The organism is Rhodobacter sp. TJ_12 (assembly GCF_020023995.1).
Lineage (GTDB): Bacteria > Pseudomonadota > Alphaproteobacteria > Rhodobacterales > Rhodobacteraceae > Rhodobacter.
This window is the reverse complement of record NZ_NRRD01000004.1, coordinates 186,112-211,745: the sequence shown is the minus strand read 5'-3', so window position 1 is coordinate 211,745 and position 25,634 is coordinate 186,112. Positions and strand designations below refer to the sequence as shown.

Below are 25,634 nucleotides of genomic sequence, written 5' to 3'. Positions count from 1 at the left end.
TGGACGGGGGGGGCGATGATCCTCCTGGCCCTTGCCTCAGGCTCGCGTGCCGATACGACGGTAAGCCAGTCGAACGATCCGAGCGAAATCGCCGAGCAGGGGCTGATGGCGCTCTTGTTCCAAGAGCGTGTGGCGCTGGAAGACGTGCCCGCCGCACGGGTGGAGGCGCTGACCACCGTGCCCAAAGCCGGAGCCGCGCAAAAAGTTGTCTGGCCTTGGACCCGCGCAAAAGACACGCCGCCCGCGAAAATCACCGCCGCATGGCTGGCCAGCCAGCCCGCGCCCAAAGGCGATGCGCAATTCCAATGCCTCGCCAACACGCTTTATCATGAAGCGCGCGGCGAGGGGGTCGCAGGGCAAGTCGCGGTGGCCGAGGTTGTGCTGAACCGTGTCGATGATCCGCGCTTTCCGCGCAGCGTTTGCGGGGTGGTGCACCAATCCAATTCGCGCGGTTGCCAATTTAGCTGGACCTGCGATGGCCGCTCGGACCGCATCCGCGACCGTAAGGCGTGGGACCGTTCGGCCCGGATCGCCCGTGCCATGCTTGATGGGGCCCCGCGCGGCCTGACTGGGGGCGCCACCTTCTTCCACACGCCGGCCGTGCATCCCTCTTGGGCGCGCCGGTTTGAAAAGACTGTGCGCATCGGCGGGCACACGTTCTACCGCCGTCCGCTGCAGACTGCCGGTGGTTAAGCTGGCCCAAGGTCGCAAGAGCGGTCGCAAATGACGTTTCGGGGTGGGCTCGCGCTCGCCCCTTTTCTATACCGGGGCAAAAAGGCGGCCCGATGACATCCGACACTTCCCTTGCCTTCGCTCATCCCGAAGAACGTGCGCTGGCCTCGGCCCCTGCCGACCCGCGCGACCGGATCAGTTTGCGCGATCACGTGGTCGAGGCCGATATCGGCGCGTTTCAGCAAGAGCGTGGCAACAGCCAGCGGCTGAATTTCAATGTGGTGGTCGAGGTGCGCCCGGCGGCAGAGCCGCTCGAAGACGACGTGGACCGCATTCTGTCTTATGATCGCATCACCGAGGCCATCGCGGCGGAATTGGCCGCCGAGCGGCTGAACCTGCTGGAGACCTTGGCCGAGCGGGTGGCCGAGCGGATCTTGCTGGAGCCGCGCGCGATGCGGGTCTTCGTGCGGATTGAAAAGCTCGATCGTGGCCCCGGAGCGCTGGGGGTGGAGATCGTCCGCGCCCGCGCCTCTGCCCCGGTGAAGGTGCATGAAGATGAGACCGCGCTGCATCCGGTGGTGGCCTATCTTTCCAATGATGTGATTGCCGCGCCCGATCTGTCGGCCCGGCTGGATGCGCTTGCCGCTTCGGGCGTGCCGGTGATCTTGGCTGTGGGCATGCCCGAGGAAGCGCCGCCCGAAACCGGTCATCGCCCGACCCAGCGCCGCATCGATCTTTTGGCAATCGAGCAAAACGCCTGGGTGCTGGCGGCGCGCGATCCGCGCTGTGTCGTGGTAGCCACCCGGACCGAGATCGATTGGGCAATGCGCCACGGCCAGATGCTGGTCTGGGCGCCGTCGAAAATTGTGCTTGATGCAGTGGACGGCCCCAAGGGCGCAGTGCGCGATGCAGGCAATCTGATTTTGTGGCTGGCCGAACAGCTTGCGGCGACCCGGCTTGAACTTCACGGGGATGTTTCAGCCCCGGCGGGAAGCCGCGTGCCCGTGCAGATCGTGGCGCGTTAAGCCGCGCGAAGCCTTGCCATTGCCGGGCCTGCGCGCCAAGACAGGCACATGACGCTTTATTATCGACCCATCGTTCACACCGATGCCACCCGCCCCGCTGGCGCGCTGACGCTGGCCGGGGGCTGGTGCTGGTTCAGCCATGTCGAGGTTCTTAGCCGTGCGGGCGCGCAGGGGCTGATGCCCGCGACTGATCTGCCCGCAGAGGTGCAGGCCCGGCTGACCGCGCCGCGCGCGCCCTTGGCGGGGGTGGCTTTTGATCGCCCCTCGATCATGGGTATTCTTAATGTCACGCCCGATAGTTTTTCGGATGGTGGCCGGTTCAACGCGCCCGAGGCCGCCTTGGCGCAAGCGCAGGCTTTGGCGGGGGCTGGCGCCGATATGCTGGATATCGGCGGCGAATCCACCCGCCCCGGCGCGGCGGAAGTGCCCGTGGAGGAAGAAATTTCCCGCACCGCCCCGGTGATTGCCGCGCTGCGTGCGCAAGGCTATGCCGCGCCGATTTCCATTGATACGCGCAAGGCACCCGTTGCGGCGGCTGCCGTGCAGGCGGGGGCGGGGCTGGTGAATGACGTCTCGGCGATGCTTTTTGATCCGGCGATGGCTGCAACGGTCGCGGCCTCGGATGCGGCGCTGTGCCTGATGCATGCGCAGGGCACCCCCGCCACGATGCAGGCGGACCCGCATTACGACAATGTCCTTTTGGATGTTTACGACCATTTGGCCGCGCGTTTGGCGGTGGCCGAGGCGGCGGGGATCGCGCGCACGCGGGTGATGCTGGACCCCGGCATCGGCTTTGGCAAAACGCTGGCCCATAATCTGGCGCTTTTGCGTGGGCTGAGCCTGTTTCATACCCTTGGCTGCCCGATCTTGCTGGGGGTCTCGCGCAAGCGCTTCATTGGCACGATCGGCGGGGCCGAGGCGGCAGAGGCGCGAATGCCGGGCACCTTGGCGGTGACACTGGCGGGGCTGGGGCAGGGGGTGCAGATGCACCGTGTCCATGATGTGGCCGAAATCGTCCAAGGCGTCAGACTTTATAACGCAATAACAAAAGGGGGCGCGCAATGACGCGGAAGCTGTTTGGCACCGACGGGGTGCGCGGAGAGGCCAATACCGCCCCGATGACCGCCGAGATGGCCTTGCGTCTTGGCGCGGCGGCGGGGCGCTATTTCCGCCGCGATGGCCGCAATGGGCATCGGGTGGTGATCGGCAAGGACACGCGTCTTTCGGGCTATATGCTGGAAAACGCGCTGACCGCCGGGCTGACCTCGACGGGCATGAATGTGCTGCTTTTGGGCCCGGTGCCGACACCCGCCGTGGGCTATTTGACCCGCTCGATGCGGGCCGATCTGGGGATCATGATTTCCGCCAGCCACAACCCGGCCAAAGACAATGGGATCAAGTTCTTCGGTCCCGATGGGTTCAAACTGTCCGATGAGGCCGAGGCCGAGATCGAGGCGATCGTGGCCGGGGACATCCGTCTTGCGCAGCCGCAAAATATCGGCCGGGCAAAGCGGATCGATGACGGTCTGGGCCGCTATGTCGAATATGCCAAAACCACCTTTCCGGTGCGCGACACGCTCAAGGGGCTGAAGGTGGTTGTCGATTGCGCGCATGGGGCCGCTTATAAGGCCGCGCCGCAGGTGTTGTGGGAATTGGGCTGCGATGTGATCTCTGTCGGGGTGGCACCCAATGGGCTGAACATCAACAAAGATTGTGGCTCCACCCATACATCGACCGCGGCAGAGGCGGTGGTCGCCCATGGTGCCGATCTGGGGATCGCGCTTGATGGGGATGCCGACCGGGTGATGATCTTGGATGAAAACGGTCAGGTTGCCGATGGCGATCAGATCATGGCGCTGTTCGCGGCGCGCTGGGCCGAGGCCGGGCGGCTGCGCGGTGGGGCGTTGGTGGCCACGGTGATGTCGAACCTTGGGCTAGAGCGGTTCTTGCAAGGCAAGGGGCTGGGGCTCGAACGCACCGGGGTGGGCGATCGCTATGTGGTCGAGCGGATGCGCGCAGGCGGTTTCAACCTTGGGGGCGAGCAATCGGGCCATATCGTGATGACCGATTACGCGACCACCGGCGACGGGCTGATGGCGGGGCTGCAATTCCTGTCGGCGGTGGCGGAAACCGGACAGCGCGCCTCCGAGCTGGTGCGCCAATTCGAAACCGTGCCGCAAATGTTGCAAAATGTCCGGTATCAGGCAGGTCAGGCACCGCTTGAGGCCGAAAAGGTTCAAAAAGTGATCGCTGCTGCCGAGACCCGCATCGCCGGAAAAGGCCGTATCTTGATCCGCAAATCGGGCACGGAGCCGTTGATCAGGGTGATGGCCGAATGCGAAGATGAAGCGATGCTGGCCGAAACGGTGGCCGAGATCGTCGCGGCGGTGGAACGCGAAACCGCCTAAGTTACAGCGTGGCGGCGGTGCTCAGCGCGTAAAGTGCAAGCCCTGTCGCCGCGACGACACCGATCACTGGCCAAGCGCCGCGCACGCCCCGGCGCAAAAGCGCTTGCACGATAGCCAGCGCCCAAAGCCCGTAAAGCCCGGAAATCACGCGCAAAAACGGAAAGGTCGCCGGGGTCGCCAGCGCGTAAAGCAGCCCGCCAATCAGCACCACGGCGGGCACGACGAACAACAAAACACCAAACAGGCCAAGCCAGAACGTATCGCCAAAGCCAAGCTGCCCGCGCAAAAGATCGCCAAACCAGCCGGGGGTGAAGATCTTTGCCCGCTCACGTTCCAGTGCGGCCAGTTCTTCCTTGTTCAATTCGCTCATCTGCGCCTCCCCTAGCTTGCCGCGCGAGCCTGCCGCAAAAGCCCGATACCCGCAAGCGCCCCCGCAAGCGGGGCTCAGGTGGTGCGGCCCAAGGGTTCGCTGGGCGTGCTGCGGGCGCGCAATTCTGCATTGAGCGCCCGCAAGATCGCCTTATCTTCCTCAAGCGCGAGCGCGGCCTCGGCCAAAGCCAACGACCGGTCCGAAAGCACCAACGCTTCGGGGCCGAACAGCGCGGGGTCAATGTCATGCAACGCCATCAGCATCTTTTGCAGCCGGATCTGCACCTCGATCAGACCGGCCCCGTCGCGTGCAATCGCGGCAAAAGCATCGGTCATCATATCGGCAAGGCTTAGCTCTGCCACCGACAGGCTGGGGTAGCGCAATTCCGGCTCGGGGCGGATGTGCCATTGCGACAATACCCGCACCTGCCGCCCCAAAATGCCAATCGCGGTGCCCGGGTCGTTGACCGCAGGCGACAGCGCGCGCGAGGCAACCTCTGCCAGCGCCAAAATGCCAAAACGCGGATCTTGTTCATAGGTGCGGTTTTCGGCCACCACAAAGCGGCTGGCGATGTAGGTTTCGGCTTCTTCATCAAGGGAGGCGTCGCCCAGAACATGCGCCACAGGCGCGCGTTCATGCACGAAATGGCCCGGAAGCACGGTAATGGCCAGCCGCACCCCGGCCAGCTTGGCGCCCTGTTCGATCCCTTTCATGTCAATCGTTTGCAGATAGCCGGTGGCGGGGGCGCGGATGATGTGGCCAAGGGTGGCGGCCTCGGTTGTGCTAAGCCGATGCCCGCCCAGAAACGGGTTTTCGAGCCGCGTGCGCAGCGCCGCCTCGGCCGCGGTTTCCAACCGCGCCAGCGTATCGCCCAGCCGCCCGAAATCCGCCAGATGCCCGATCCAGCGCACCAATTGCACCACCACGGCCGTGACCACTGCCAGCGTGACCACGAACAACACCAGCCGGCCGGCGGCATCGTAAAGCCCGCTTTGCAGCCCGATCAGCCCGGCGAGCGAGAAGATGAACACCCCCACGAAAGTGGCCAGAACCGAGCGGGAGACATCGTCTTCTTGTAACAGCTTGATCGCGCGCGGCGTGGCGGCCCCGGCGGCGGCGGTAAAGGCCGACAGCATGATCGACAGCGAAAAGGTCGTCACCGTCAGCATCGACGACGCCAAAATCTGCAACAATGTGCCGACCGAGTCTGCGCCGATCCGCAGCCCCAGTTCGGCGGGCACAAAGGGCTTGGCAACAATAGCGCCAACCGCCGTCGCCACCCCCAGCGCCGCAAAGGCCGCAATCGGCACCCAGATCTGCCGCCCGATCTGGCGCAAATTCCATTTCCAGACCGAACTCATGCCTGTCTCCCGTTGGCACAGTGCTGCACGATTAAGAAGATGGCGCAAGCGTGATGCAGAAAAAGGGTGCTGATAAAGCCGATTTTTGCATTTTTAGACGGGAAAAGGTTCGAAAGGTGAAGTTTCCCGCGTCTCGGCGGGGCGCAGAGAGGCATTTAGAAGCGTCAGGCCTGCCCCGGTTGGCCCTGACGAGATGCGCCAATCTTCATGGCAAACGGGGGCGAGCCAAGGCCCGCCCCCGTTCTTCTCAAGGAGGAAACGTAAATCAGTTGCGCTCTTTGTCGACCATTTTGCCCTTGGCGATCCAGGGCATCATCGCGCGCAGTTCGGCACCGACTTTTTCGATTTGGTGCGCATCATTGTTGCGGCGGGTCGCTTTGAACGAGGGCTGACCCACGGCGCATTCTTGCATCCAGTCGCGGACGAATTTGCCGTTTTGGATGTCGGTCAGCACGGCTTTCATGCGGGCTTTGGTTTCGTCATAGGGCAGAACGCGCGGGCCCGAAACATATTCGCCGTATTCAGCGGTGTTCGAGATCGAGTAGTTCATCGTCGCGATGCCGCCTTCGTAGATCAGGTCGACGATCAGCTTCACTTCGTGCAGGCACTCGAAATAGGCCATTTCCGGCTCGTAACCGGCTTCCACGAGGGTTTCAAAGCCCATGCGGATCAGTTCGACAAGGCCACCGCAGAGCACGGCTTGTTCGCCGAACAGGTCGGTTTCGCATTCTTGACGGAAGGTGGTTTCGATGATGCCCGAACGGCCGCCGCCGATGGCGGAGCAATAGGACAGCGCCACATCCATGGCTTTGCCGGTCGCGTCGGTGTCAACAGCCACGAGGCAGGGCACACCGCCGCCTTTGACATATTCGCCGCGCACGGTGTGGCCCGGGCCTTTCGGCGCCATCATAATCACGTCAACGCCGGGTTTCGGCTCGATCAGGCCGAAATGCACGTTCAGGCCGTGGGCGAAGGCAATCGCCGCGCCTTCGCGCAGGTTGTCGTGGATGTATTTTTTGTAGGTTTCGGCCTGCAGTTCGTCGGGCATGGTGAGCATGATCACGTCACACCACGCGGCGGCTTCGGCGATGCCCATCACGGTCAGACCTTCGGCTTCGCATTTTTTCGCCGAGGCGGAGCCTTCGCGCAGCGCGACGGCAACGTTTTTCGCGCCACTGTCGCGCAGGTTCAGCGCGTGGGCGTGGCCTTGGCTGCCGTAGCCAACGATGGCGACTTTTTTGTCCTTGATCAGGTTCACATCGCAATCGCGATCATAATAGACGCGCATGGCGCTCCTCCATTTGTTCGATGCGCACATCTTAGGCGGATTTGGAAAAGGATGCGTTCTTTGTTTGAGTAATTTGCGTTATAGGGGTAAATATCATTCTTCAAATGTCGATAAGGCGAAAAAATCATGCAGGTGGATGATGTGGATCGGCGGATCTTGCGGCAAATGCTGGCGGGCCCCGGATTGGCCCGGGCAGATCTGGCCGAGCGGGCTGGGGTGACGCCTGCCAGCCTGTGGCGGCGGCTGGAAAAGCTGCGCGCGGGCGGTGTCATTAAGGGCGAAGAGGCGGTGATCGACTGGCGCAAGCTTGGCTGGGAGGTCGAGGTGTCTTTGCGCTTCACGCTTGATAAGGCCGATCCGCGCGCCTTCGACGAATTTCTGGATGCCGCGCGTGCGGTGCCGGAAGTAATTGAAATTCAAACCTTTACGGGGCAGACCGATGTGCGGCTGAACCTGATCGCGCGCGACATGGCGCATTATCAAGAAATCTACCGCGCGCGCATTCTGGCGCTGCCGCATATCGCCGATATGGATTCGCTGATGCTGATCTCGACGTTGAAAGACACGTCGGAGTTGCCGCTATGATCGCGCTGGATGATACGGATCGCGCGATTTTGCGCGCGCTTTCGGCGGATGCCGGTTTGAGTGCGGGGGAATTGGGGCGGCGGCTGGGCTTGTCGCAACCTGCCGCGTGGCGGCGGGTGAAGCGTTTGGAAGAGGCGGGCGTTTTGGCGGGGCGCAAACTGGTGCTGGACCTGCCAGCTTTGGGGTTTGGCGTGACGGTGTTCTTGGGCATCAAGTTGGCGATCAAGGGCCGGATTTCCTTTGAGGATTTTGAGCGCGCGGTGCGGGCGATCCCAGAGGTGCAGGTGGTGCAGCATGTGCTTGGGCGGTTCGATTACCGGCTGCGTGTCACGGCCCGCGACATTACCGATTTTGAGCGCGTGCTGCGCCGCCGGATCATGACATTGCCGGGGGTCGGGCAGATCGAGGCGAATGTGATGCTAAGCGAAGAGCGCCGCCCCGGCCCCTTGGGGTGATTCAGTTGTGCCTACTTTTGTAGCGAAATGCTGCAAAAGAGGGCTTCGTGGGGCTGGCCGGCTTCTTGCTGGCCCTTGCGGTTCTGCGGGCCATGGACGCTGCCCGCTGTGCTGCGTCAGATCGGCCCGGAGGTTTTGATGTTCGATACCGCGCGCCCCGTCCGCCATCAGCGCAGCCACGGCCATGCCGCCGTGGGGTTTGATGCTGGGCGGCTCACCACGCTCCGCCAGCAAGGCTCGGCCAAGGCGCTGCTGCCGCATGTGCGCAGCCTGCCCGAGGTGGTGTTCTTGAACACCTCTGGCGGGCTGACCTCGGGCGATACGCTTTCCTATGGGGTGGATTTGCAAGGCGGCACGCGGGCTGTGGCCACCACGCAAGCGGCCGAGCGCGCCTATCGCGCCGATCATGGGCCCGCGCAGGTGCAGGTGACGCATCAGGTGGGGCCGGGGGGCTGGCTGGATTGGCTGCCGCAAGAAACCATTCTCTTTGATCGCGCCGATTTGGTGCGCGAAACCACCGTCCATCTTGCCCCCGATGCGGGCTGTTTGCTTTTGGAAGCGGTGGTTTTAGGCCGCGCGGCTATGGGCGAGGTGGTGCAGGACGTGCAGTTCTCTGACATGCGCCGGATCAACCGCGCCGGGAAGCCGGTGTTTTTTGAGCCCTTCATGCTCACTACCGATATTTTGGCGAAGGGGCCGCGTTCGGCGCTTTTGGGTCCGGCCCGCGCCTTTGCCACGCTTGTCCTGTGCGCGCCGGGGGGCGAAGATGCGGTGGGCGGGGCACGGGCGGTGCTGACTGAACCGGGGGTCGAGGCGGCGGCCTCGGGCTTTGATGGCAAATGCGTGGTGCGGCTTTTGGCCGAAGATGGCTGGCCGCTGCGCAAACAAATTCTGAAACTGATGCATGCGTTGCGCCGGGGCAGCCCGCCGCCGCGCGTCTGGCAAACCTGAGGGGACGCTATGAACCTGACACCGCGCGAAAAGGACAAGCTGCTGGTCAGCCTCGCCGCTATGGTGGCGCGCAATCGGCTGGAGCGGGGGGTGAAACTGAACCACCCCGAGGCTATTGCGATCATTTCCGATTTTGTGGTCGAGGGCGCGCGCGAGGGGCGCTCGGTCGCGGATCTGATGGAAGCGGGCGCAAGCGTGATCACCCGCGACCAATGTATGGATGGCATTCCCGAAATGATCCATTCGATCCAAGTCGAAGCCACCTTCCCTGATGGCACCAAGCTTGTCACCGTTCACCACCCGATCCGCTGAGGTAAGCCAATGATTCCCGGAGAAATCTTCCCCGCCGATGGGGATATTGAACTAAACAAAGGGGCCGAGGCGATCACGCTGATGGTGGCCAATACGGGCGACCGCCCGGTGCAGGTGGGCTCGCATTACCATTTTGCGGAAACCAACCCGGGGCTGAGCTTTGATCGTGACGCTGCGCGTGGCTACCGGCTTGATATTGCCGCCGGAACCGCCGTGCGCTTTGAACCCGGCCAATCGCGCGAAGTGCGCCTTGTGCCGCTTTCGGGCAACCGCCGGGTGTTCGGCTTCAACGCCAAAGTGATGGGGGATCTGTGATGCCGAGCCTGATTTCGCGCGCAACCTATGCCGATATGTTTGGCCCCACCACGGGCGATAAGGTGCGGCTTGCCGATACCGACCTGATCATCGAGGTCGAAAGAGACCTCACCACCTATGGCGAAGAGGTCAAATTCGGCGGCGGCAAAGTGATCCGCGATGGTATGGGGCAAAGCCAAACGCCGCGGTCGGGCGGGGCGATGGATACCGTCATCACCAATGCGCTGATCCTCGATTACACGGGCATTTACAAAGCCGATGTCGGCTTGCGCGATGGCAAGATCGCGGGCATCGGCAAGGCGGGCAACCCCGATACCCAGCCGGGGGTGACGCTGATCATCGGGCCGGGCACGGAAATCATTGCCGGGGAAGGGAAAATCCTGACCGCAGGCGGGATGGATGCGCATATTCACTTCATCTGTCCGCAACAGATCGAAGATGCGCTGGCCTCTGGCATCACCACGATGCTGGGCGGCGGCACCGGCCCCGCGCATGGCACGCTGGCCACCACCTGTACGCCGGGGCCGTGGCATATTTCGCGGATGTTGCAAAGCTTTGAAGCCTTTCCGATGAACCTTGCGCTGGCGGGCAAGGGCAATGCCTCGCTGCCCGAAGGGCTGGTGGAGCAGGTGAAGGCAGGCGCTTCGGCGCTGAAATTGCACGAAGATTGGGGCACCACCCCGGCGGCGATCGACAATTGCCTAAGTGTTGCCGACGATATGGATGTGCAGGTGATGATCCACACCGACACATTGAACGAGTCGGGTTTTGTGGAAAACACGCTTGCCGCTTTCAAAGGCCGCACGATCCACGCCTTTCACACCGAAGGGGCAGGGGGCGGCCACGCGCCCGATATTTTGAAGGTCGTCTCGGCGCAAAACGTGATCCCGTCCTCGACCAACCCGACCCGGCCCTACACCCAAAACACGGTCGAAGAGCATCTCGATATGCTCATGGTCTGCCACCACCTTGACAATAAGGTGCCCGAGGACGTGGCCTTCGCCGAAAGCCGCATTCGCAAGGAAACCATCGCGGCGGAAGATATTCTGCACGACATGGGCGCAATGGCGATCATTTCGTCTGACAGCCAAGCCATGGGCCGGGTGGGCGAGGTGATCATTCGCTGCTGGCAAACTGCGGATAAAATGAAAAAACAGCGCGGGCGCTTGGCCGAGGAAACCGGCGAAAACGACAATATGCGCGCGCGCCGTTATGTGGCGAAATACACCATCAACCCGGCCATCACCCATGGCATGGCTGATCACATCGGCTCGGTCGAGGTGGGCAAACGCGCCGATCTGGTGCTGTGGAGCCCGGCGTTCTTTGGCGCGAAGCCCGAAATGGTGCTGATGGGGGGCTCGATTGTCGCCGCACAAATGGGCGATCCGAACGGGTCGATCCCGGCGCAGCCGTTCTATACGCGGCCGATGTTTGGGGCCTTTGGCAAAGCGCGCTTTGCAAGCTGTGCCACCTTCGTTTCTGCCGCGGCAGAGGCTGAGGGCGTTGCAGGCAATCTTGGGCTTGAAAAACAGGTATTGGCGGTGGCGAACACCCGCAAGATCGGCAAGGCGGAGATGAAGCTCAACACCGCAACGCCGCAAATCGAGGTGCACCCCGAAACCTATGAGGTGCGCGCCGATGGCGAGCTGTTGACCTGCGAACCGGCAGAAAGCCTACCGCTCGCGCAGCGTTACTTCTTGTTCTAAGGGGGTTAGAGGCTGGCAAGGAACCGCGTGCGCGGCTTGGTGCGCGCGGTCGCCTCGGGGGCCGGGCCGGGGTCTGCACCGCTGGCGGGCCCAGTGCGCAGAACGCGCGTTACCTTTTCGCGGCTATAGGCCGGATCAAGGCGGATATCGGCGGGCAGAAGCCGGGGGTCAAACACCCGTTCGCGCCGGGTCACCAGATCGGCCTTGTGCATCGCAGCGACCTTGGGCAGGGCGGTGTCACGCTGCACGATCTCGCTCAGGTCCGCCTCGCGCGCGCGCAGCCGGGCAATCTCGGCGCGAATTTGCGCAAGCTCTTGGGCGGGCGAAGGGGCGGCGGTGGCGCGCATGGGGGGCTCCGGTTCTGCGGTTGAACTTTCCCCATGCTGCCCATTCATGTTTAAGAAAACTCTAAAGGCGGAGAAAAACCATGACGATCACCCAGCGCGCCACCAAGGTTGTGCCGGCGGGAAGCTGGTCTGAGGCGGCCGATCATGTCGCTTTGGATTACGAGGCGCGGTTCTTGCGCCGCAAGCGGCTGGTCGCGGCCTCGGGGGTCGATTTTCTGGTTGATCTGCCGGAGGTCGTGAACCTGACGGGCGGCGAAGCGTTCGCGCTTGAAGATGGGCGGTTCATCGAGGTGCGCTGCGGGCTGGAGCCGGTCTTGGTGATCACCGGTGATCTGACGCGGCTTGCGTGGCATATCGGCAACCGTCACACGCCCTGCCAGATCGAGACGGGGCGGCTGGTCATTCGCGATGATCATGTGCTGGAGGCAATGCTGAAAGGTCTGGGCGCCAAGGTTGAAAAACGCATGGAGCCGTTCCGCCCGGAAAGCGGGGCCTATGGCACCGGTCGCACGATGGGGCACGATCATGGGGGGCATGATCACGGCCACAGCCACGCGCACGGCCACGGCGGGTTCCATGTCCACGCCTGATCTGGCCCTTTTAAGCCTTGTGCAATGGCTGTCGCCCGCGTTCCCGACCGGGGCCTTTGCCTATAGCCATGGGCTGGAGCAGGCGGTCAGCGCGGGGGAGGTTACGTCAGAGGCCAGCTTGCTGGAGTGGCTGACCGACATTTTGCACCATGGCGCAGGTTGGAATGATGCGGTGCTTCTGGCCTGCGCCTTGCGGGGCGAAGATTTAGGTGCGCTGGCCGATTTGGCGCGCGCACTGGCGGGCACGGCAGAAAGATTGAAAGAGACAGAGGAACAGGGCGCGGCCTTTGCCAAGGCGCGGGCCGAGATGACGGGCACTTGCCCAAACCCGATGCCTCTGCCCTTGGCTTTGGCCGATGCTGCGCTTGCGCTACAGCTTCCGGCAGAGCGGGTGATTGCCCTGTTCCAACATTCCTTTGCGTCCAATCTCGTGTCTGCGGGGGTGCGCTTTATTCCTTTGGGGCAGGCGGCGGGGCAAAGGGTGTTGGCCGCTTTGCACGATGACATTGCCCAAATCGCCCACCGGGCCGCTGCGGCGACCACCGCCGATCTGGCCCAAACCGCCTTTCGCGCCGATGTCCAATCGGCCGCGCATGAAACGCTGGATGTAAGGATCTTCAAGACATGAGCAATGGACCTTTGCGCGTGGGTATCGGCGGCCCTGTCGGCTCTGGCAAAACGACGCTGACCGAGCAGTTGTGCCGCGCCTTAGCGGCGCGCTGTTCGATGGCGGTGGTGACGAATGACATCTATACCCGCGAGGATGCCGAGGCGCTGATGCGTGCCCAAGTGCTGCCCGGCGCGCGCATTCGGGGCGTGGAAACGGGCGGCTGTCCGCATACGGCCATTCGCGAAGATGCGTCGATCAACCTTGCGGCGATTGCGGAACTGACCGAGCAGATCCCCGATCTTGATCTTGTGTTGGTGGAATCCGGGGGCGACAATCTCGCGGCCACCTTCAGCCCGGAACTGGCCGATCTGACGATCTATGTGATCGACACCGCCGCCGGTCAGGATATTCCGCGCAAGCGTGGGCCGGGGGTAACCCGTTCTGATCTGTTGGTGGTGAACAAGACCGACCTCGCCCCCTATGTCGGGGTGGACCCGGGTTTGCTGGAACAAGACACCAAACGCGCCCGGGGCGCGCGGCCCTATGTGATGGCGCAGCTTAAAAACGGTGCGGGAATTGACCAGATTGTCGCATTTCTGGTGCAAGAAGGCGGTTTGGAACTCGCATCGATTCCCGACTGATGCCGCAAGAAACATGCCAGATGCGTTCCTTTGCGGCCCGGACTTTGCGCAAAGTCCGGGCTTTTGCTTAAAAAGTTGTCAAATCCCTGTCTTGGCCCTTTCCCTGCTGACCGCCGCCTTGCCGCGTCGCAGCACCCCGGCTTTGCTCTGACACGCGGGGTCACTCGCCACAGATCAACATGCACAAGCAACGGGGCGCTGCCTCCTCTCGCGCCCACGGAGGAATGAATGACAGGGATTGGGAAACTGCTTTCGGGGGCCGCGCTCGGTCTGGCTTTGACCGCTGGCATGGCGGCGGCCGAAGGCGACACGATCAAAGTGGGCGTTCTGCACTCGCTTTCGGGGACGATGGCGATTTCGGAAACCACGCTCAAGGACACCGTCCTGATGCTGATCGACGAGCAAAACGCCAAGGGCGGCGTGATGGGCAAGCAACTTGAAGCGGTTGTTGTCGACCCCGCCTCTGACTGGCCGCTGTTTGCCGAAAAAGCGCGCGAACTGATCACCGTGGACGATGTGGACGTGATCTTTGGCTGCTGGACCTCGGTGAGCCGCAAATCGGTTTTGCCGGTGCTGGAAGAGTTGAACGGCCTGCTGTTCTACCCGGTGCAATATGAGGGCGAAGAAAGCTCCAAAAACGTGTTCTACACCGGCGCGGCCCCGAACCAGCAGGCGATCCCGGCGGTGGACTACTTCCTTGACGAGCTTGGGGTCGAGAAATTCGCGCTTTTGGGCACCGACTATGTCTATCCGCGCACCACGAACAACATCCTTGAAGCCTATCTGCAGCAAAAAGGCATCGCGGCCGAAGACATCTTTGTCAACTACACCCCCTTTGGCCACAGCGATTGGTCGAAGATCGTGGCGGATGTGAAGGCGCTGGGCGCCGATGGCAAAAAGGTCGGCGTGATTTCGACGATCAACGGCGATGCCAACATCGGCTTTTATAAAGAACTGGCGGCTTCGGGCATCACCGCCGAAGATATTCCGGTTGTGGCCTTTTCGGTTGGCGAAGAAGAGCTGTCGGGCCTTGGCGAGGGGGATCTGAAAAACCTCGTCGGCCAATTGGCCGCGTGGAACTATTTCGAAAGCGCCGAAAGCGAAGCGAATGAAGAATTCGTCGCCGCGTGGAAAGCTGCCATGGGCGAAGATCGCGTGACCAATGACCCGATGGAAGCCACCTATATCGGCTTCAACATGTGGGTGAATGCGGTGGAAGAAGCCGGCTCGACCGACACCGATGCCGTGGCCGATGCGATGATCGGGCAGGAATTCCCGAACCTGACCGGCTCGACCGCGACCATGCTGCCGAACCACCACCTGACCAAGCCGGTCTTGATCGGCGAGATTCTGGAAGACGGCCAGTTTGACATCATCAGCGAAACCGACCCGGTGCCGGGTGATGCCTGGACCGATTATCTGCCGGATTCGGCGGTGCTGAAGTCGGATTGGCAGACGCTCGATTGCGGCATGTATAACACCGAAACCGAGACCTGCGTGCAGATCAAATCCAACTACTGATCGGCGTTCAAACGCAATCGAAGGGGGCTTTGCGGCCCCCTTCCCAAACCCGGATTCCCCCCATGCGACGCTTGTTTCTGGCGCTGGCCGCCAGCCTTGCCCTTGCGATCCCCGCGCCTGCGCAAGAGGCCCCCGATCTGTCGCCCGCCGTGGCCGAGGCCCCCATTTCCGGGCTGGCTGCCGTGATTGCCGAAAACGCGAAAGCCATCGCCAAACCCTCGCGCAAGACGATTGGTCCGGTGATTGGGGCGATCAGCGCCGCAGGGCCGGGGGCGCCCGCGTTCCTTGAGGCTTGGGCCGACAAGCGGCTGGGGCAGCGCAAATCCGACAAGGCGATTTTTCTGGTCGACCGTCAGGGGGATAATTACCGTCTGGTCGATCCGATCACCGGCGCCGATGCGGGCGAGGCCCCGCGCAAACAGATTTCTGAGATCAAGCCCAATGCCGGGGTGCGCGGGCTGATTGCCGCCGCGCTGATCAAGTTTCAGCTTTCCGATCCCGACATTTCGAAACGCCAAGACGCGTTGGTGGCTTTGGCGCGCGATGGCGGGCCGCAACATATCGCGCCGCTGGCGGCCTCTATCGCCGCAGAACCCGATGCCGAGATCAAGGCCCAAAAAGAGCGGATGCTGGCCCTGCTGACGATCCGCTTTGGCGAAAATGCCACCGACCGCGTCGCCGCGATTGAAAGCTTTGGCGCCGATTTGGGGCTGGATTTCCGCGCCAGTCTGAACCCGCTTGTTGCCACGACCCGCCGTGCCTTTGACGGCGCGCCCACGGGGAATGTGGCAACGGAACTGCGCCCCGGCAAAGATGGGTTCACAGCCGAAGAGGCCTATGATCTGCTTGTGGCCGAAAATCGCGCACCGGCCCGGCTTGATCGCGCGGATCTGCGCGCCGCGCTAGAGGCGCATATCGAAAAGGGCGCCGTGGCGGGCATTCCCTTGGCCGAGCTTGATGTGCCAGCGCGCCGCGACGAAGCTTATGATGCATTGGAAGCCGCAGGGCTGGTGCCCGCCGCCGCGACCGATGCGGAGGTCGCCCAAACCGTCGCCGCGCACCGCTATGCCGAGATTTATGCCGAGCCCGATGCCGCCGTCACCACGGCGGCGGCGGCGGCGCTGAAATCTGTCTCGCTCAAAGTGAATGCGATGCAGGGCGCGGATTTGGCGCTCGATGCGCTCTCGCTCGCGTCGATCTACTTTCTGGCGGCGATTGGCTTGGCGGTCACCTTTGGCGTGATGCGGGTCATCAATATGGCGCATGGCGAGTTCATCACCATGGGGGCCTATACCGGCTATGTCGTGCAGCTTTATATCGCGGATTACACGCTGTCGATCTTGGTCGCGCTGCCCTTGGCCTTTGCCGTGACCTTTGCGGCGGGCGTGGCAATGGAGCGGCTGGTGATCCGCCATCTGGTGCGCCGCCCGCTGGAAACGCTTTTGGCCACCTTCGGCATTTCCATCGCGCTGCAACAGTTGTTCAAAAATATCTTCGGCACGCAGGCGCGCCCGCTGACCGCGCCGGAATGGCTTGATGGGGCTTGGGTGCTGAATGATGTGGTCTCGATCAGTTATATCCGCATCGCGATTTTTGTGCTGGCGCTTGTGTTCCTTGGGCTGTTTTTGTTCGTGATGAGCCGCACCCGGTTGGGGCTCGAGGTGCGGGCCGTGACGCAAAACCCCTCGATGGCGGCCTCGATGGGGATCAACCCCGACAAGATCAACATGCTGACCTTTGGCTTGGGCTCGGGCATTGCGGGCATCGCGGGCGTAGCAATCGGGCTTTTTGCCAAGGTCACCTCGGAGCTTGGGGCCGATTACATTGTGCAAAGCTTCATGACGGTGGTCGTGGGCGGGGTTGGCAACATCTGGGGCACGTTGGCTGGGGCCTCTCTGGTGGGCGGCTTGCAAAAGGGGATCGAGGCGCTCAACCCCTCCAACACGCTTGCCGCGCAGACCTACATGATCCTTTTCATCATCATCTTCATCCAGTTCCGACCGCGCGGGATCATCGCGCTGAAGGGTCGCGCGGCGGGGGATTGAGCATGAGACACATCACATCCCGCCCCTTTGCCAAAACGCCCCGCACCGCCCGCCGTTTGGAGGCCAGCGCATGACCCAAGGTTTTCTCTCCAAGAACCCCTCGGTTTTGATCTTTCTGTCCGCGCTGGCGCTCTTCACGCTGGTGATCACCTTCCTGTCGAACGCCTATGGCGCCGAGTTGATCTCCACCTCGATGGTTAAGACCTTGGGCAAGACGCTTTGCCTGTGCCTGATCGCCATCGCGATGGACCTTGTCTGGGGTTATATGGGGATCCTGTCGCTTGGCCATTTCGCCTTTTTCGGGCTGGGCGGCTATATGGTTGGCATGTGGCTGATGTATGCGCGCACCCGCGATATTGTGCTTCAATCGAATGCCGGGCTGCCGCTGACCCCACAAGAGCTGTCCGATGCCATCGCGAGCCAAATCTTTGGCGTGGTGGGCACGTCTGAGTTGCCCGCGATTTGGGCTTTTGCGGGATCGCTGCCGGCGCAATTGGCGCTGGTGCTGTTGGTGCCGGGGCTGTTGGCCTTGGTCTTTGGCTGGCTTGCGTTTCGCTCTAGGGTGACGGGGGTTTATCTGTCGATCCTGACGCAAGCGATGACCTTGGCGCTGGCGCTTTACCTGTTTCAAAACGACTCTGGTCTGCGCGGCAACAACGGGCTGTCGGGGCTGCAAAACATCCCCGGTCTGGCTTGGGCGGGGCAGGACCGGCTGTCGGTGTGGTTCCTATGGGCTTCGGCTTTGGCGCTGGGCTTGTGCTATCTGGCGGCCGCCTTCACCGTGTCTGGCAAGTTCGGCTCGGTGATGCGCGCGATCCGCGATGACGAGGCGCGGGTGCGCTTTCTGGGCTATCCGGTCGAAGGCTATAAGCTTTTTGTTTTCACCCTGACCGCGCTGATCGCCGCCATCGCGGGCGCGCTTTATTACCCGCAGGCGGGCATCATCAACCCGGCGGAAATTGCGCCCATCGCCTCGATCTACCTGGCCGTCTGGGTGGCGATTGGGGGCCGGGGGCGGCTTTGGGGCGCGGTGTTTGGCGCGGCCTTTGTCTCGCTTGTTTCGACATGGTTCACCGGGGGGCGTGCGCCTGACCTGAACCTTGGGTTTTACACGGTCAAATGGGTTGATTGGTGGCAGGTGCTGTTGGGGCTGAGCTTCGTGATGGTCACGTTGTTCGCGCCCAAAGGGCTTTCGGGTCTGGTCGATCTGCTTGACGGTCTGCGCCCGCCGCAACGGCGTGGGGCGCCGCTTGGCCCCAATGAGGGCGCTTTGCAAGAACGGGAGGCACAGGAATGAGCGGTCTTCTGGAAGTTTCCGGCATCTCGGTCACCTTTGACGGGTTCCGCGCGATCAATAACCTTAGTTTTTCCATCGGCGCAGCGGAGTTGCGCGCGGTGATCGGGCCGAATGGTGCGGGAAAAACCACCTTCATGGATATCGTCACTGGCAAGACCCGGCCGGACGAGGGCAGGGTGCTTTGGGGGGAACGCTCGATCGATCTTCTGAAGCTAGACGAGGCACACATCGCCCGCGAAGGCATTGGCCGTAAATTCCAACGCCCCACGGTTTTTGAAGATCAGACCGTGGCCGAAAACCTGATGATGGCGCTGAAGGCCAACCGTAGCCCGTGGCGAGTGCTGTTTTGGAAACCTGCAAGTGCCGACCATGCGCGGGTCGAGGAATTGGCCGCGCAAGTGGGGCTGGGCGAGGCGCTCACGCGCAAATCGGGCGAGCTGTCGCATGGGCAAAAGCAATGGCTCGAAATCGGCATGCTCTTGGCGCAAGAACCACGGCTTTTGCTGGTCGATGAACCCGCCGCAGGGATGACCTTGGCGGAACGCGAGCAGACAACCAGCCTTCTGGTCGATCTGGCCAAAACCCATGCCGTTGTCGTGGTCGAACACGATATGGATTTTGTGCGGCGGCTCAATTGCAAGGTTACCGTGCTGCATGAAGGGGCGGTGCTGGCCGAAGGCTCGCTTGACCATGTCACCGCGAACCAACAAGTGATTGAAGTGTATTTGGGGCGATAAGATGCTGAAAACCGAAGGGCTTACGCTTCATTACGGCGGCTCGCAGATCCTTTATGGGATCGATTTGGAGGCCCGCGCGGGCGAGGTGACCTGCATCATGGGCACGAATGGCGTGGGCAAAACCTCGCTTTTGAAGGCGATTGCCGGGGCGCATCCGCGATCGGGCGGGGCGGTCACGCTGGATGGGCACGCGGTGGGCAAGGTGCCACCACAAGCGATGGCACGGCGCGGGCTTGGCTATGTGCCGCAAGGCCGGATGATCTTTCCGCTGCTGACCGTGCGCGAGAATATGGAAACCGCCTTTGCGGTGCTGCCGCGCTCGGAACGGTTCATTCCAGATGAAATTTATGAGCTGTTCCCGATCCTGAAAGAGTTCCTAAATCGGCGCGGGGGCGATTTGTCGGGCGGGCAGCAACAGCAATTGGCGATTGCCCGGGCGATGCTGATGAAGCCGAAGCTTCTGTTGCTGGATGAGCCGACCGAGGGCATTCAGCCCAATATCATCCAGCAAATCGGCCGCGTGATCAAATATCTGCGCGATACCAAAGGCATGGCGATTGTGCTGGTCGAGCAGTATTTCGATTTCGCCCATGATCTGGGGGATCGGTTCTATGTGCTCAAACGTGGCGCGGTGGCGATGGAAGGCACGAAAGAGAGCCTGTCGCGCGACGCGTTGCGCGACGTGGTGAGCGTGTAAGGGGGCGTTGCCCCCCTGCGACCCTTTCAGCGTACGCCCAGCCCCGCCTTCATCAAGGTTTTGCGCACAGGTTTGAGGGCATAAAGCGCGCCCAAGGCGCCGGCGCGCAGATCGCGCAGCGGGCGCGGTTCCAGCATCGAGGCGCGGTTCAAGAGGTCGATCCCCACCTCGCGCGCCTTGACCTCCGGCCAGCGGCGGCGGTGATAGGTGTTCAGCATGGCCGCTTCGCCTAAGTGGCCGGGGTCTTTCTCGGCCAGATCCAGCAGACAGCGCAAATCGGCCAAGCTCATGTTCAGCCCCTGCGCGCCAATGGGCGGGATCACATGCGCGGCCTCGGCAATCAGCGCAACGCGCTGGGCCGAAAAGCGGCAGGCGATTTGCGTGATCATTGGCCAAAGCGCGCGGCGGGTGACTAGGGTCAGCGGCCCCAGCACCCCGGTCGAGCGTTCGGTCATCGCCGCTTCGAATTCGGCTGGCGGCAGCTCGGCCAGCCGCTCTGCCTCGGGCCCGCGCTCCATCCAGACAATGGCGGACGAGGGCACCCCGTCGCGGTCGGGCAGCGGCACCAGCGTGAAAGGCCCGCCGGAGCGATGCACCTCGGTCGAGACATTTTCATGCGGCAGGTCATGGGTGACCGCGCAGACCAGCGCCTTTTGCCCGTAGCGCGTGGTTTTGACGGCGATCCCGGCCGCCTCGCGGACAAAGGAATTGCGCCCATCCGCGCCGATCACAAGCTTGGCGGTGATCCGCGTGCCATCGGAGAGCGTGACCTCGGCGCCGCTGTCGCGCGTGACCAGCCCGGTCGTTGCCACGCCGGGGCGGAAATCCACCAGCGGCAATTCGGCCAGACGCGCCACCATTTCACGCCGCAAGAGCCAGTTCGGGAAGTTCCAGCCAAAGGGCTCGTCCGACAGATCCGCCGCATCGAAATCGCGGGTCAGGCGCGCCACGGGCGTGTCGCCGCCCGCATCAATGATCCGCATCACTTGCAGGGGCGCGGCATGTGGGGCAAGCCGGGCCCACAGCCCCGCGCGTTCCAACACGGTGCGGGACGGGTGCAAAAAGGCGGTGGTGCGCATATCCGCCCCGGCCGCGCCTTCCTCGGTCACCGGGGGGGTCGGGTCGACGCAAAGCACCCTGAAACCGGCAGAGCCAAAGGCGGCGGCGGCCACAAGGCCCGCCACGCCCCCGCCGGAAATCACGATGTCGGTTTGCAAGCGCTGTGCGGTCGGATCGGTCATGGCGGTCTCCCTGAATGTCGCCTTCAAGATGGCGCGCCGGGGCCGCAAGTTCAATCGTCGCAGCGACAAGAAGCCGTATCAGGCCGTCACGGCTGTGTCAGGACACCGACATCAGCACCATCAGACCCAGCATCAGGAAGGTCAGGATCACGAACCAGACGGTCATCAAGAAGACCCCGCCCAGCATAAAGCCCGCCACCGCGCCGCCGATGATGATCAGCGCAACGAGATACATCACAAGGGCGCCGCCCTTGCCCGAAGTGGATTGTGCCGTGCTCATGGTGATCCTTTCCCCTGCGACTGCAGGTATTATGCATGATCAATATATGAATAATTGAATCGTGTTTTGGATTCGGGCCATGGCGCATATGGTCGCATAAATGCAAAAGGCCCGGGAAAACCCGGGCCTTCGCGAAAACAATCGACGCGTCTTAGCCGCCTGCGGTCATCACCACCAGCAGCGCCAGCATGAACCACGTCGCACCAACACCAAACAAGATCAGCCCGCCGAGCCCCATGGTCACCACAAGCGTCGCAATGATCCCGATCACCACCGCCGCAATGATATACATCGCGAACGTGTAGTCTTTTTTCTCATCGTGGCCGTGCGAAGCAGCCGACATCATGCCGGTATTGGCGGAGGTCATGGTCATGGAGGTCTCCCTTTGCCGTCTCCCTGACGGCGGTATGCTTTTGCATACACTCAAAGGCAGATTCGCGTCAAGTTGTCGCGCTGGTCGTGGTTAGAATTATTTTAAATTGGCCGCCCCGGGGACGAGCAGCGATCCAAAAGGCGCGCCGCTAGGGGTGCCGGGGCGCGCGCAAGAGGCGCAAAAAGCCCGAAAGATCGGCGGTGTGGTGCTGAATATGCGGCGCGGGCGTGGGCGCGGGGGCCACATGCACGGTGCGCATGCCCAGATCGTGCGGCACAGCCAGATTGCGCGGATCGTCTTCGAACATTGCCGCGCGAGAGGGGGCGATGCCCGCCTTGGCAAAGACGGCGGCAAAGGCTTCTGGCTGCGGTTTGGGATGATACTCGGCATGTTCGACGCCGAACACCCCATCAAACAAACCCGCCAGACCGCGCGCGGCCAGAACGCGGTCGGCATAGGGGGCCGAGCCATTGGTGAACACGATCTTGTGGCCGGGCAGATCGGCAATCGCGCTGCGCAAATCCGGATCGGGGCTCAGCACGCCAAAATCTATGTCATGCACCGCTTCCAGATAGGGGCCGGGCTCCAGCCCGTGTTCATGCATCAACCCGGCCAAGGTGGTGCCGTAAAGCCGCCAATAATGGTCGCGCAGATGATCGGCCTCGGCATCGGGCACATTCAGCGCGCGGGCGACGAAATCGGTCATGCGCCGTTCGATCTGGTCAAACAGCCGCGCCGAGGGCGGGTAGAGCGTGTTGTCGAGGTCGAACACCCAGTGCGCGACATCCGAAAAGGCATTGGCAGGCATGGGGGGAAGCTAATTGGCCGCGCCTTTGCGCGCAATGGTCAGAATTTGCGCCTGTGGCGGCTTGTCACGGGGCCATGCAAGCCCTAAGTTGGCGGCGCCCCGGGTGCCCGCATACATCGGCATACAATGGGGCGGCGCAGCACAAGGCCGGGGATCCCGATGCAGAAGGACGCTTACACGCTCATTCTCGAAGCGATCGATGCGGGGCTTTATCGCCCCGGCGACCGGCTGGTGGAATCGGAACTGGCCGAGCGGTTTGGTGTGTCGCGTACCCCGGTGCGCGAAGCGATGCAACGGCTGGAAACGCAGGCGATGCTGGCGCGTGACGGGCGCAGCCTGATCGTGGCCTCGCTCGATCACAATCAACTGGCCGAGCTTTACGTGGTGCGCGCGGAATTGGAGGCGCTGGCGGCCCAGCTTGCGGCCAAACATGCCGCGCCGGAAGAAATTCGCGTCTTGCAAGAGATGATCGATGTCGACCGGGGGCAGTTGAATGACCCGGTGGCGCTGGCGCGGGCGAACAAGCGGTTTCACCGGCAATTGCATCTGGCCTCGCACAACCGCTACCTTGTGCAGCAGCTTGATCTTGTACATCGATCAATGGCGCTTTTGGCGACGACCTCGCTGGCCGCCGAGGGGCGCGGTGCGCGCGCGCTGGACGAACATCAGGCGATTGTCGATGCGATTGCCGCAGGCGATGAAGAGGGGGCGGCGCAGGCGCTGCGCGTGCATATCTCGCAAGCGTTTGAGACCCGGCTCAAGCTTGATGCCGAAAGCCGGGGCGAGCAGCCCTAATCGCGCCCGCCGGGCGCGAATGCGCTGTCCGGGTTGGGCAGGATTTTCGTGTCACTTGCCCCTAGTCGATCAACGGGGCGCAAGCAATGCGTGGGGCGGGCGCGGGCGGTCGGGCAGCCTCTGCAATCCGCAGCACCATATCGGAGCGTGCCGCCGGGGCAGGGATATCGGGCGTGCCGTCAAACACCCCATGCGAGGTTTTGTCCCAGAAAAAGGGGCGCAAGATCATCTCGTAAAGCGCTTTCCAGCCGGCCAGCGCCCCCAGCGGGAAATAAAGATGCAAGCTTGGCACCCATGGGATCAGGTGGCGATGCGCGGGGCCGCGCACCGCCCAAGCCGCGATGGTGATATTGATCAATTCCGTCAGCACGAAGGCAAACAGAAGCAACGTTTCTGCCCCCGGCGAGAGCAACGCCGAGACCGGGTGCCACAGACCGAACAGGATCGCCCAGCAAGACCACAGAACCGGCGCCAGCAGATATTGCGACAGCGCGCCCAAGATCAGCACCTGCACGCCGATAAACCGCTTGGTCCCCAAGTCGCGCCACAGCCGCACCGGGTCGCGCATATGCACCGCCCATGTCATCGCATAGCCCTTCAGCCAGCGCGAGCGTTGCCGCACCCAAGGCAGCGGGCGGCAGTTTGCCTCTTCGTGGGTGACGGTGTCGATCAAGTCGGTGCGGTAGCCGTGACGCGCCAGACGCAGGCCCAGATCGGCATCTTCGGTGACGTTATGGGCATCCCATCCGCTCAGTTTCTCTAGCGCGGCGCGGCGAAAGAACAAAGTCGTGCCGCCCAGCGGAACGACAAGGCCAAGCTGCGCAAGCCCGGGCAGCATGGCGCGAAACCACGCGGCATATTCGATGGTGAAACAGCGCGCGAGCCAATTGGTGCGGGGGTTATAATAGTCCAGCACCCCTTGGACGCAGGCCACCTCTGGCCCGGTTTCAGCAAAGCGGCGCGCGACGCGGTGCAATTGATCCGGGTCGGGCATATCCTCGGCATCATAGACCCCGACCACGCTGCCGCGGCAGAAATTCAGCGCGTAATTGAGCGCGCGAGGCTTGGTTCGGATCGGGCCTGCGGGCACGGTGACAATGCGCATCCAGCGCGGCAGGGCGGTTCCGGCCAAAGCATGGCGGGTGGTGCGGTCGCCCTCTTCGACCACCAAAATGATATCGAGCAATTCGCGCGGGTAGGTCAGCCGCCCCAACCGCTCAATCAGCCGCGCGGCGATGTCGCATTCGTCGTAGAGCGGCACAAGAAGCGAGATCATCGGGAGTTTTCGCATCACCCCGGCCGTGGGGGGAGGGGGCGCGAGCGGGTCTTGGCGCGCGGCGCGGCGCAGCGCGCGCATTTGCGCCAGCCAGGCGGCAAGCCGCAGTCCCGTGGTTGCGAAAAGCGTCACGATCGCCCAGCCAAACAGCAGCGCAAAGACCGCCACCGGGGCGAGCGCAAGCCCAAGCGCGGCAGCAAGCACGACGCCAAGCGCAATGCGCGCGGCGCGTCGTTCGTTGTGGCTGCGGCAGCTTTGCGCCGGGTCCACCCGCATTTCGGCGCGCCGGATCAAGGCGGTCTGACGGCGCGCCAAAAGCGCGGCATGCACATCGCTTTCAGGGGCCAGCACCATGCGCCACGGCCCCAGCCGCGCGGGCAGGCGTGTGCTGAGCGCAGCGAAATCCTCGGGCCGGGCGGTGGCGATCAGCGTGACCCCGCCCAACCTGCGCCAGGGCACCATGGCCTCTTGTAGGCATAGCTCCGGGCCCAACGCATCGATCAGGCGCGGATCGGGCGGTTCGGCCAGCAGATCGACGACCGTGGCGTTCCATTGCTGTGCGAGGGCCGCCATCAACTCCGCCTCGCCGGTCCAGCCATGGGTCAGCAAAATATCGCCCAGCCGCACGTCTTCGCGGTGGCGCAACGTAACCGCCTTGAGCAGGTCGCCGGGCGCCACCGCGCCCATTTCCAGCAGAATTTGCCCCAGCGGCCGTCTTTGCGGGCGCGGGCGGGCCGTAGCGGGCGCGGGCGGTATCGGCCGCGCCATGGGCATGGTCTGCGCGGCACTGTCTTCGAGCCCGGGCTGTTTCAGACGTGCCCGCGCCTTGGCGCCGAAATCGGCATAGATGATGCCCGAGCGGGCGAGGCTGCGCATATCGTCCTCGTGCGATTAACCAATCCAAAGACGAGTAAGCGCAGCTTTGGTT

General features: G+C 62.9%; 28 protein-coding genes. 19 read left to right on the top strand and 9 right to left on the bottom strand.

The window, feature by feature from the left end:
• Positions 1–15: 15 nt before the first annotated feature.
• The 4 genes from CKO11_RS05865 to glmM all read left to right on the top strand — a co-directional run bounded on the left by CKO11_RS05865 (position 16) and on the right by glmM (position 4,105).
• Positions 16–693, top strand: coding sequence for a cell wall hydrolase (locus tag CKO11_RS05865; RefSeq protein WP_223634229.1), 678 nt, complete (start codon positions 16–18; stop codon positions 691–693).
• Positions 694–785: 92 nt separating this feature from the next.
• Entirely contained in the window at positions 786–1,697 is a 912-nt protein-coding gene (locus CKO11_RS05860) for a dihydroneopterin aldolase (RefSeq protein ID WP_223634226.1), read from the top strand.
• 48 nt (positions 1,698–1,745) lie between these two features.
• Positions 1,746–2,762, top strand: coding sequence for a dihydropteroate synthase (folP, locus tag CKO11_RS05855; RefSeq protein ID WP_223634223.1), 1,017 nt, complete (start codon positions 1,746–1,748; stop codon positions 2,760–2,762).
• The gene (glmM, locus tag CKO11_RS05850) at positions 2,759–4,105 is read left to right on the top strand and encodes a phosphoglucosamine mutase (protein ID WP_223634219.1); all 1,347 of its coding nucleotides are present in this window, start codon (positions 2,759–2,761) and stop codon (positions 4,103–4,105) included. The genes folP and glmM overlap by 4 nt, the downstream gene beginning before the upstream one ends.
• A gap of 1 nt (position 4,106) precedes the next feature.
• On the opposite strand, the gene CKO11_RS05845 is transcribed toward glmM, so the two are convergent.
• The 3 genes from CKO11_RS05845 to ilvC all read right to left on the bottom strand — a co-directional run bounded on the left by CKO11_RS05845 (position 4,107) and on the right by ilvC (position 7,124).
• A complete protein-coding gene (locus CKO11_RS05845) occupies positions 4,107–4,475 on the bottom strand; it encodes a hypothetical protein (protein WP_223634217.1) in 369 nt (122 codons plus the stop codon).
• A gap of 74 nt (positions 4,476–4,549) precedes the next feature.
• Complete coding sequence (locus CKO11_RS05840; RefSeq protein ID WP_223634215.1) at positions 4,550–5,836, bottom strand: DUF2254 domain-containing protein; 1,287 nt, start codon at positions 5,834–5,836, stop codon at positions 4,550–4,552.
• 265 nt (positions 5,837–6,101) lie between these two features.
• The gene (gene ilvC / locus CKO11_RS05835; protein WP_223634212.1) at positions 6,102–7,124 is read right to left on the bottom strand and encodes a ketol-acid reductoisomerase; all 1,023 of its coding nucleotides are present in this window, start codon (positions 7,122–7,124) and stop codon (positions 6,102–6,104) included.
• Positions 7,125–7,250: 126 nt separating this feature from the next.
• Between ilvC and CKO11_RS05830 the strand changes: the two genes are divergently transcribed.
• The 6 genes from CKO11_RS05830 to ureC all read left to right on the top strand — a co-directional run bounded on the left by CKO11_RS05830 (position 7,251) and on the right by ureC (position 11,448).
• Positions 7,251–7,709 (top strand): Lrp/AsnC family transcriptional regulator, encoded by a 459-nt coding sequence (locus tag CKO11_RS05830; RefSeq protein WP_223634209.1) that lies wholly within the window; start codon positions 7,251–7,253, stop codon positions 7,707–7,709.
• Positions 7,706–8,164, top strand: coding sequence for an Lrp/AsnC family transcriptional regulator (locus CKO11_RS05825; protein WP_223634206.1), 459 nt, complete (start codon positions 7,706–7,708; stop codon positions 8,162–8,164). Before CKO11_RS05830 ends, CKO11_RS05825 begins: the two co-directional genes overlap by 4 nt.
• Before the next feature lie 138 nt (positions 8,165–8,302).
• The gene (locus tag CKO11_RS05820; RefSeq protein ID WP_223634202.1) at positions 8,303–9,115 is read left to right on the top strand and encodes an urease accessory protein UreD; all 813 of its coding nucleotides are present in this window, start codon (positions 8,303–8,305) and stop codon (positions 9,113–9,115) included.
• Positions 9,116–9,124: 9 nt separating this feature from the next.
• The gene (locus CKO11_RS05815; protein WP_223634199.1) at positions 9,125–9,427 is read left to right on the top strand and encodes an urease subunit gamma; all 303 of its coding nucleotides are present in this window, start codon (positions 9,125–9,127) and stop codon (positions 9,425–9,427) included.
• Between the two features lie 9 nt (positions 9,428–9,436).
• Positions 9,437–9,742, top strand: a complete 306-nt coding sequence (locus CKO11_RS05810; RefSeq protein WP_223634196.1) for an urease subunit beta — start codon at positions 9,437–9,439, stop codon at positions 9,740–9,742.
• Positions 9,742–11,448, top strand: coding sequence for an urease subunit alpha (ureC, locus tag CKO11_RS05805; RefSeq protein ID WP_223634192.1), 1,707 nt, complete (start codon positions 9,742–9,744; stop codon positions 11,446–11,448). Before CKO11_RS05810 ends, ureC begins: the two co-directional genes overlap by 1 nt.
• 5 nt (positions 11,449–11,453) lie before the next feature.
• On the opposite strand, the gene CKO11_RS05800 is transcribed toward ureC, so the two are convergent.
• A complete protein-coding gene (locus CKO11_RS05800) occupies positions 11,454–11,795 on the bottom strand; it encodes a hypothetical protein (RefSeq protein WP_223634189.1) in 342 nt (113 codons plus the stop codon).
• An 80-nt stretch (positions 11,796–11,875) separates the two neighbouring features.
• On the opposite strand from CKO11_RS05800, the gene CKO11_RS05795 reads away from it, so the two are divergent.
• The 8 genes from CKO11_RS05795 (at position 11,876) to urtE (ending at position 19,933) form a co-directional block, all read left to right on the top strand.
• The gene (locus CKO11_RS05795) at positions 11,876–12,385 is read left to right on the top strand and encodes an urease accessory protein UreE (RefSeq protein WP_223634186.1); all 510 of its coding nucleotides are present in this window, start codon (positions 11,876–11,878) and stop codon (positions 12,383–12,385) included.
• Complete coding sequence (locus tag CKO11_RS05790) at positions 12,372–13,013, top strand: urease accessory protein UreF (RefSeq protein WP_223634184.1); 642 nt, start codon at positions 12,372–12,374, stop codon at positions 13,011–13,013. Before CKO11_RS05795 ends, CKO11_RS05790 begins: the two co-directional genes overlap by 14 nt.
• The gene (ureG, locus tag CKO11_RS05785) at positions 13,010–13,636 is read left to right on the top strand and encodes an urease accessory protein UreG (RefSeq protein WP_223634182.1); all 627 of its coding nucleotides are present in this window, start codon (positions 13,010–13,012) and stop codon (positions 13,634–13,636) included. The genes CKO11_RS05790 and ureG overlap by 4 nt, the downstream gene beginning before the upstream one ends.
• Positions 13,637–13,864: 228 nt before the next feature.
• Positions 13,865–15,157 (top strand): urea ABC transporter substrate-binding protein, encoded by a 1,293-nt coding sequence (urtA, locus tag CKO11_RS05780; protein ID WP_411741991.1) that lies wholly within the window; start codon positions 13,865–13,867, stop codon positions 15,155–15,157.
• A gap of 62 nt (positions 15,158–15,219) precedes the next feature.
• Positions 15,220–17,202, top strand: coding sequence for an urea ABC transporter permease subunit UrtB (gene urtB / locus CKO11_RS05775; RefSeq protein ID WP_223634179.1), 1,983 nt, complete (start codon positions 15,220–15,222; stop codon positions 17,200–17,202).
• A 70-nt stretch (positions 17,203–17,272) separates the two neighbouring features.
• Entirely contained in the window at positions 17,273–18,499 is a 1,227-nt protein-coding gene (gene urtC / locus CKO11_RS05770) for an urea ABC transporter permease subunit UrtC (RefSeq protein WP_223634175.1), read from the top strand.
• Complete coding sequence (gene urtD, locus CKO11_RS05765; protein ID WP_223634172.1) at positions 18,496–19,236, top strand: urea ABC transporter ATP-binding protein UrtD; 741 nt, start codon at positions 18,496–18,498, stop codon at positions 19,234–19,236. Before urtC ends, urtD begins: the two co-directional genes overlap by 4 nt.
• A gap of 1 nt (position 19,237) precedes the next feature.
• Complete coding sequence (urtE, locus tag CKO11_RS05760) at positions 19,238–19,933, top strand: urea ABC transporter ATP-binding subunit UrtE (RefSeq protein WP_223634169.1); 696 nt, start codon at positions 19,238–19,240, stop codon at positions 19,931–19,933.
• A gap of 26 nt (positions 19,934–19,959) precedes the next feature.
• On the opposite strand, the gene CKO11_RS05755 is transcribed toward urtE, so the two are convergent.
• From CKO11_RS05755 to CKO11_RS05740, 4 genes are all read right to left on the bottom strand, one after another.
• A complete protein-coding gene (locus tag CKO11_RS05755; protein ID WP_223634167.1) occupies positions 19,960–21,174 on the bottom strand; it encodes a UbiH/UbiF family hydroxylase in 1,215 nt (404 codons plus the stop codon).
• Between the two features lie 97 nt (positions 21,175–21,271).
• Entirely contained in the window at positions 21,272–21,454 is a 183-nt protein-coding gene (locus CKO11_RS05750; RefSeq protein WP_223634152.1) for a hypothetical protein, read from the bottom strand.
• Positions 21,455–21,605: 151 nt separating this feature from the next.
• Positions 21,606–21,827, bottom strand: a complete 222-nt coding sequence (locus tag CKO11_RS05745) for a hypothetical protein (RefSeq protein ID WP_223634149.1) — start codon at positions 21,825–21,827, stop codon at positions 21,606–21,608.
• 148 nt (positions 21,828–21,975) lie between these two features.
• A complete protein-coding gene (locus tag CKO11_RS05740; RefSeq protein ID WP_223634146.1) occupies positions 21,976–22,635 on the bottom strand; it encodes a pyrimidine 5'-nucleotidase in 660 nt (219 codons plus the stop codon).
• Between the two features lie 159 nt (positions 22,636–22,794).
• Between CKO11_RS05740 and CKO11_RS05735 the strand changes: the two genes are divergently transcribed.
• Positions 22,795–23,430, top strand: coding sequence for a GntR family transcriptional regulator (locus CKO11_RS05735; RefSeq protein ID WP_223634143.1), 636 nt, complete (start codon positions 22,795–22,797; stop codon positions 23,428–23,430).
• A 61-nt stretch (positions 23,431–23,491) separates the two neighbouring features.
• Here the strand turns inward: CKO11_RS05735 and CKO11_RS05730 are convergent, their stop codons facing one another.
• Entirely contained in the window at positions 23,492–25,474 is a 1,983-nt protein-coding gene (locus CKO11_RS05730; RefSeq protein ID WP_223634286.1) for a glycosyltransferase family 2 protein, read from the bottom strand.
• Positions 25,475–25,634: the final 160 nt, after the last annotated feature.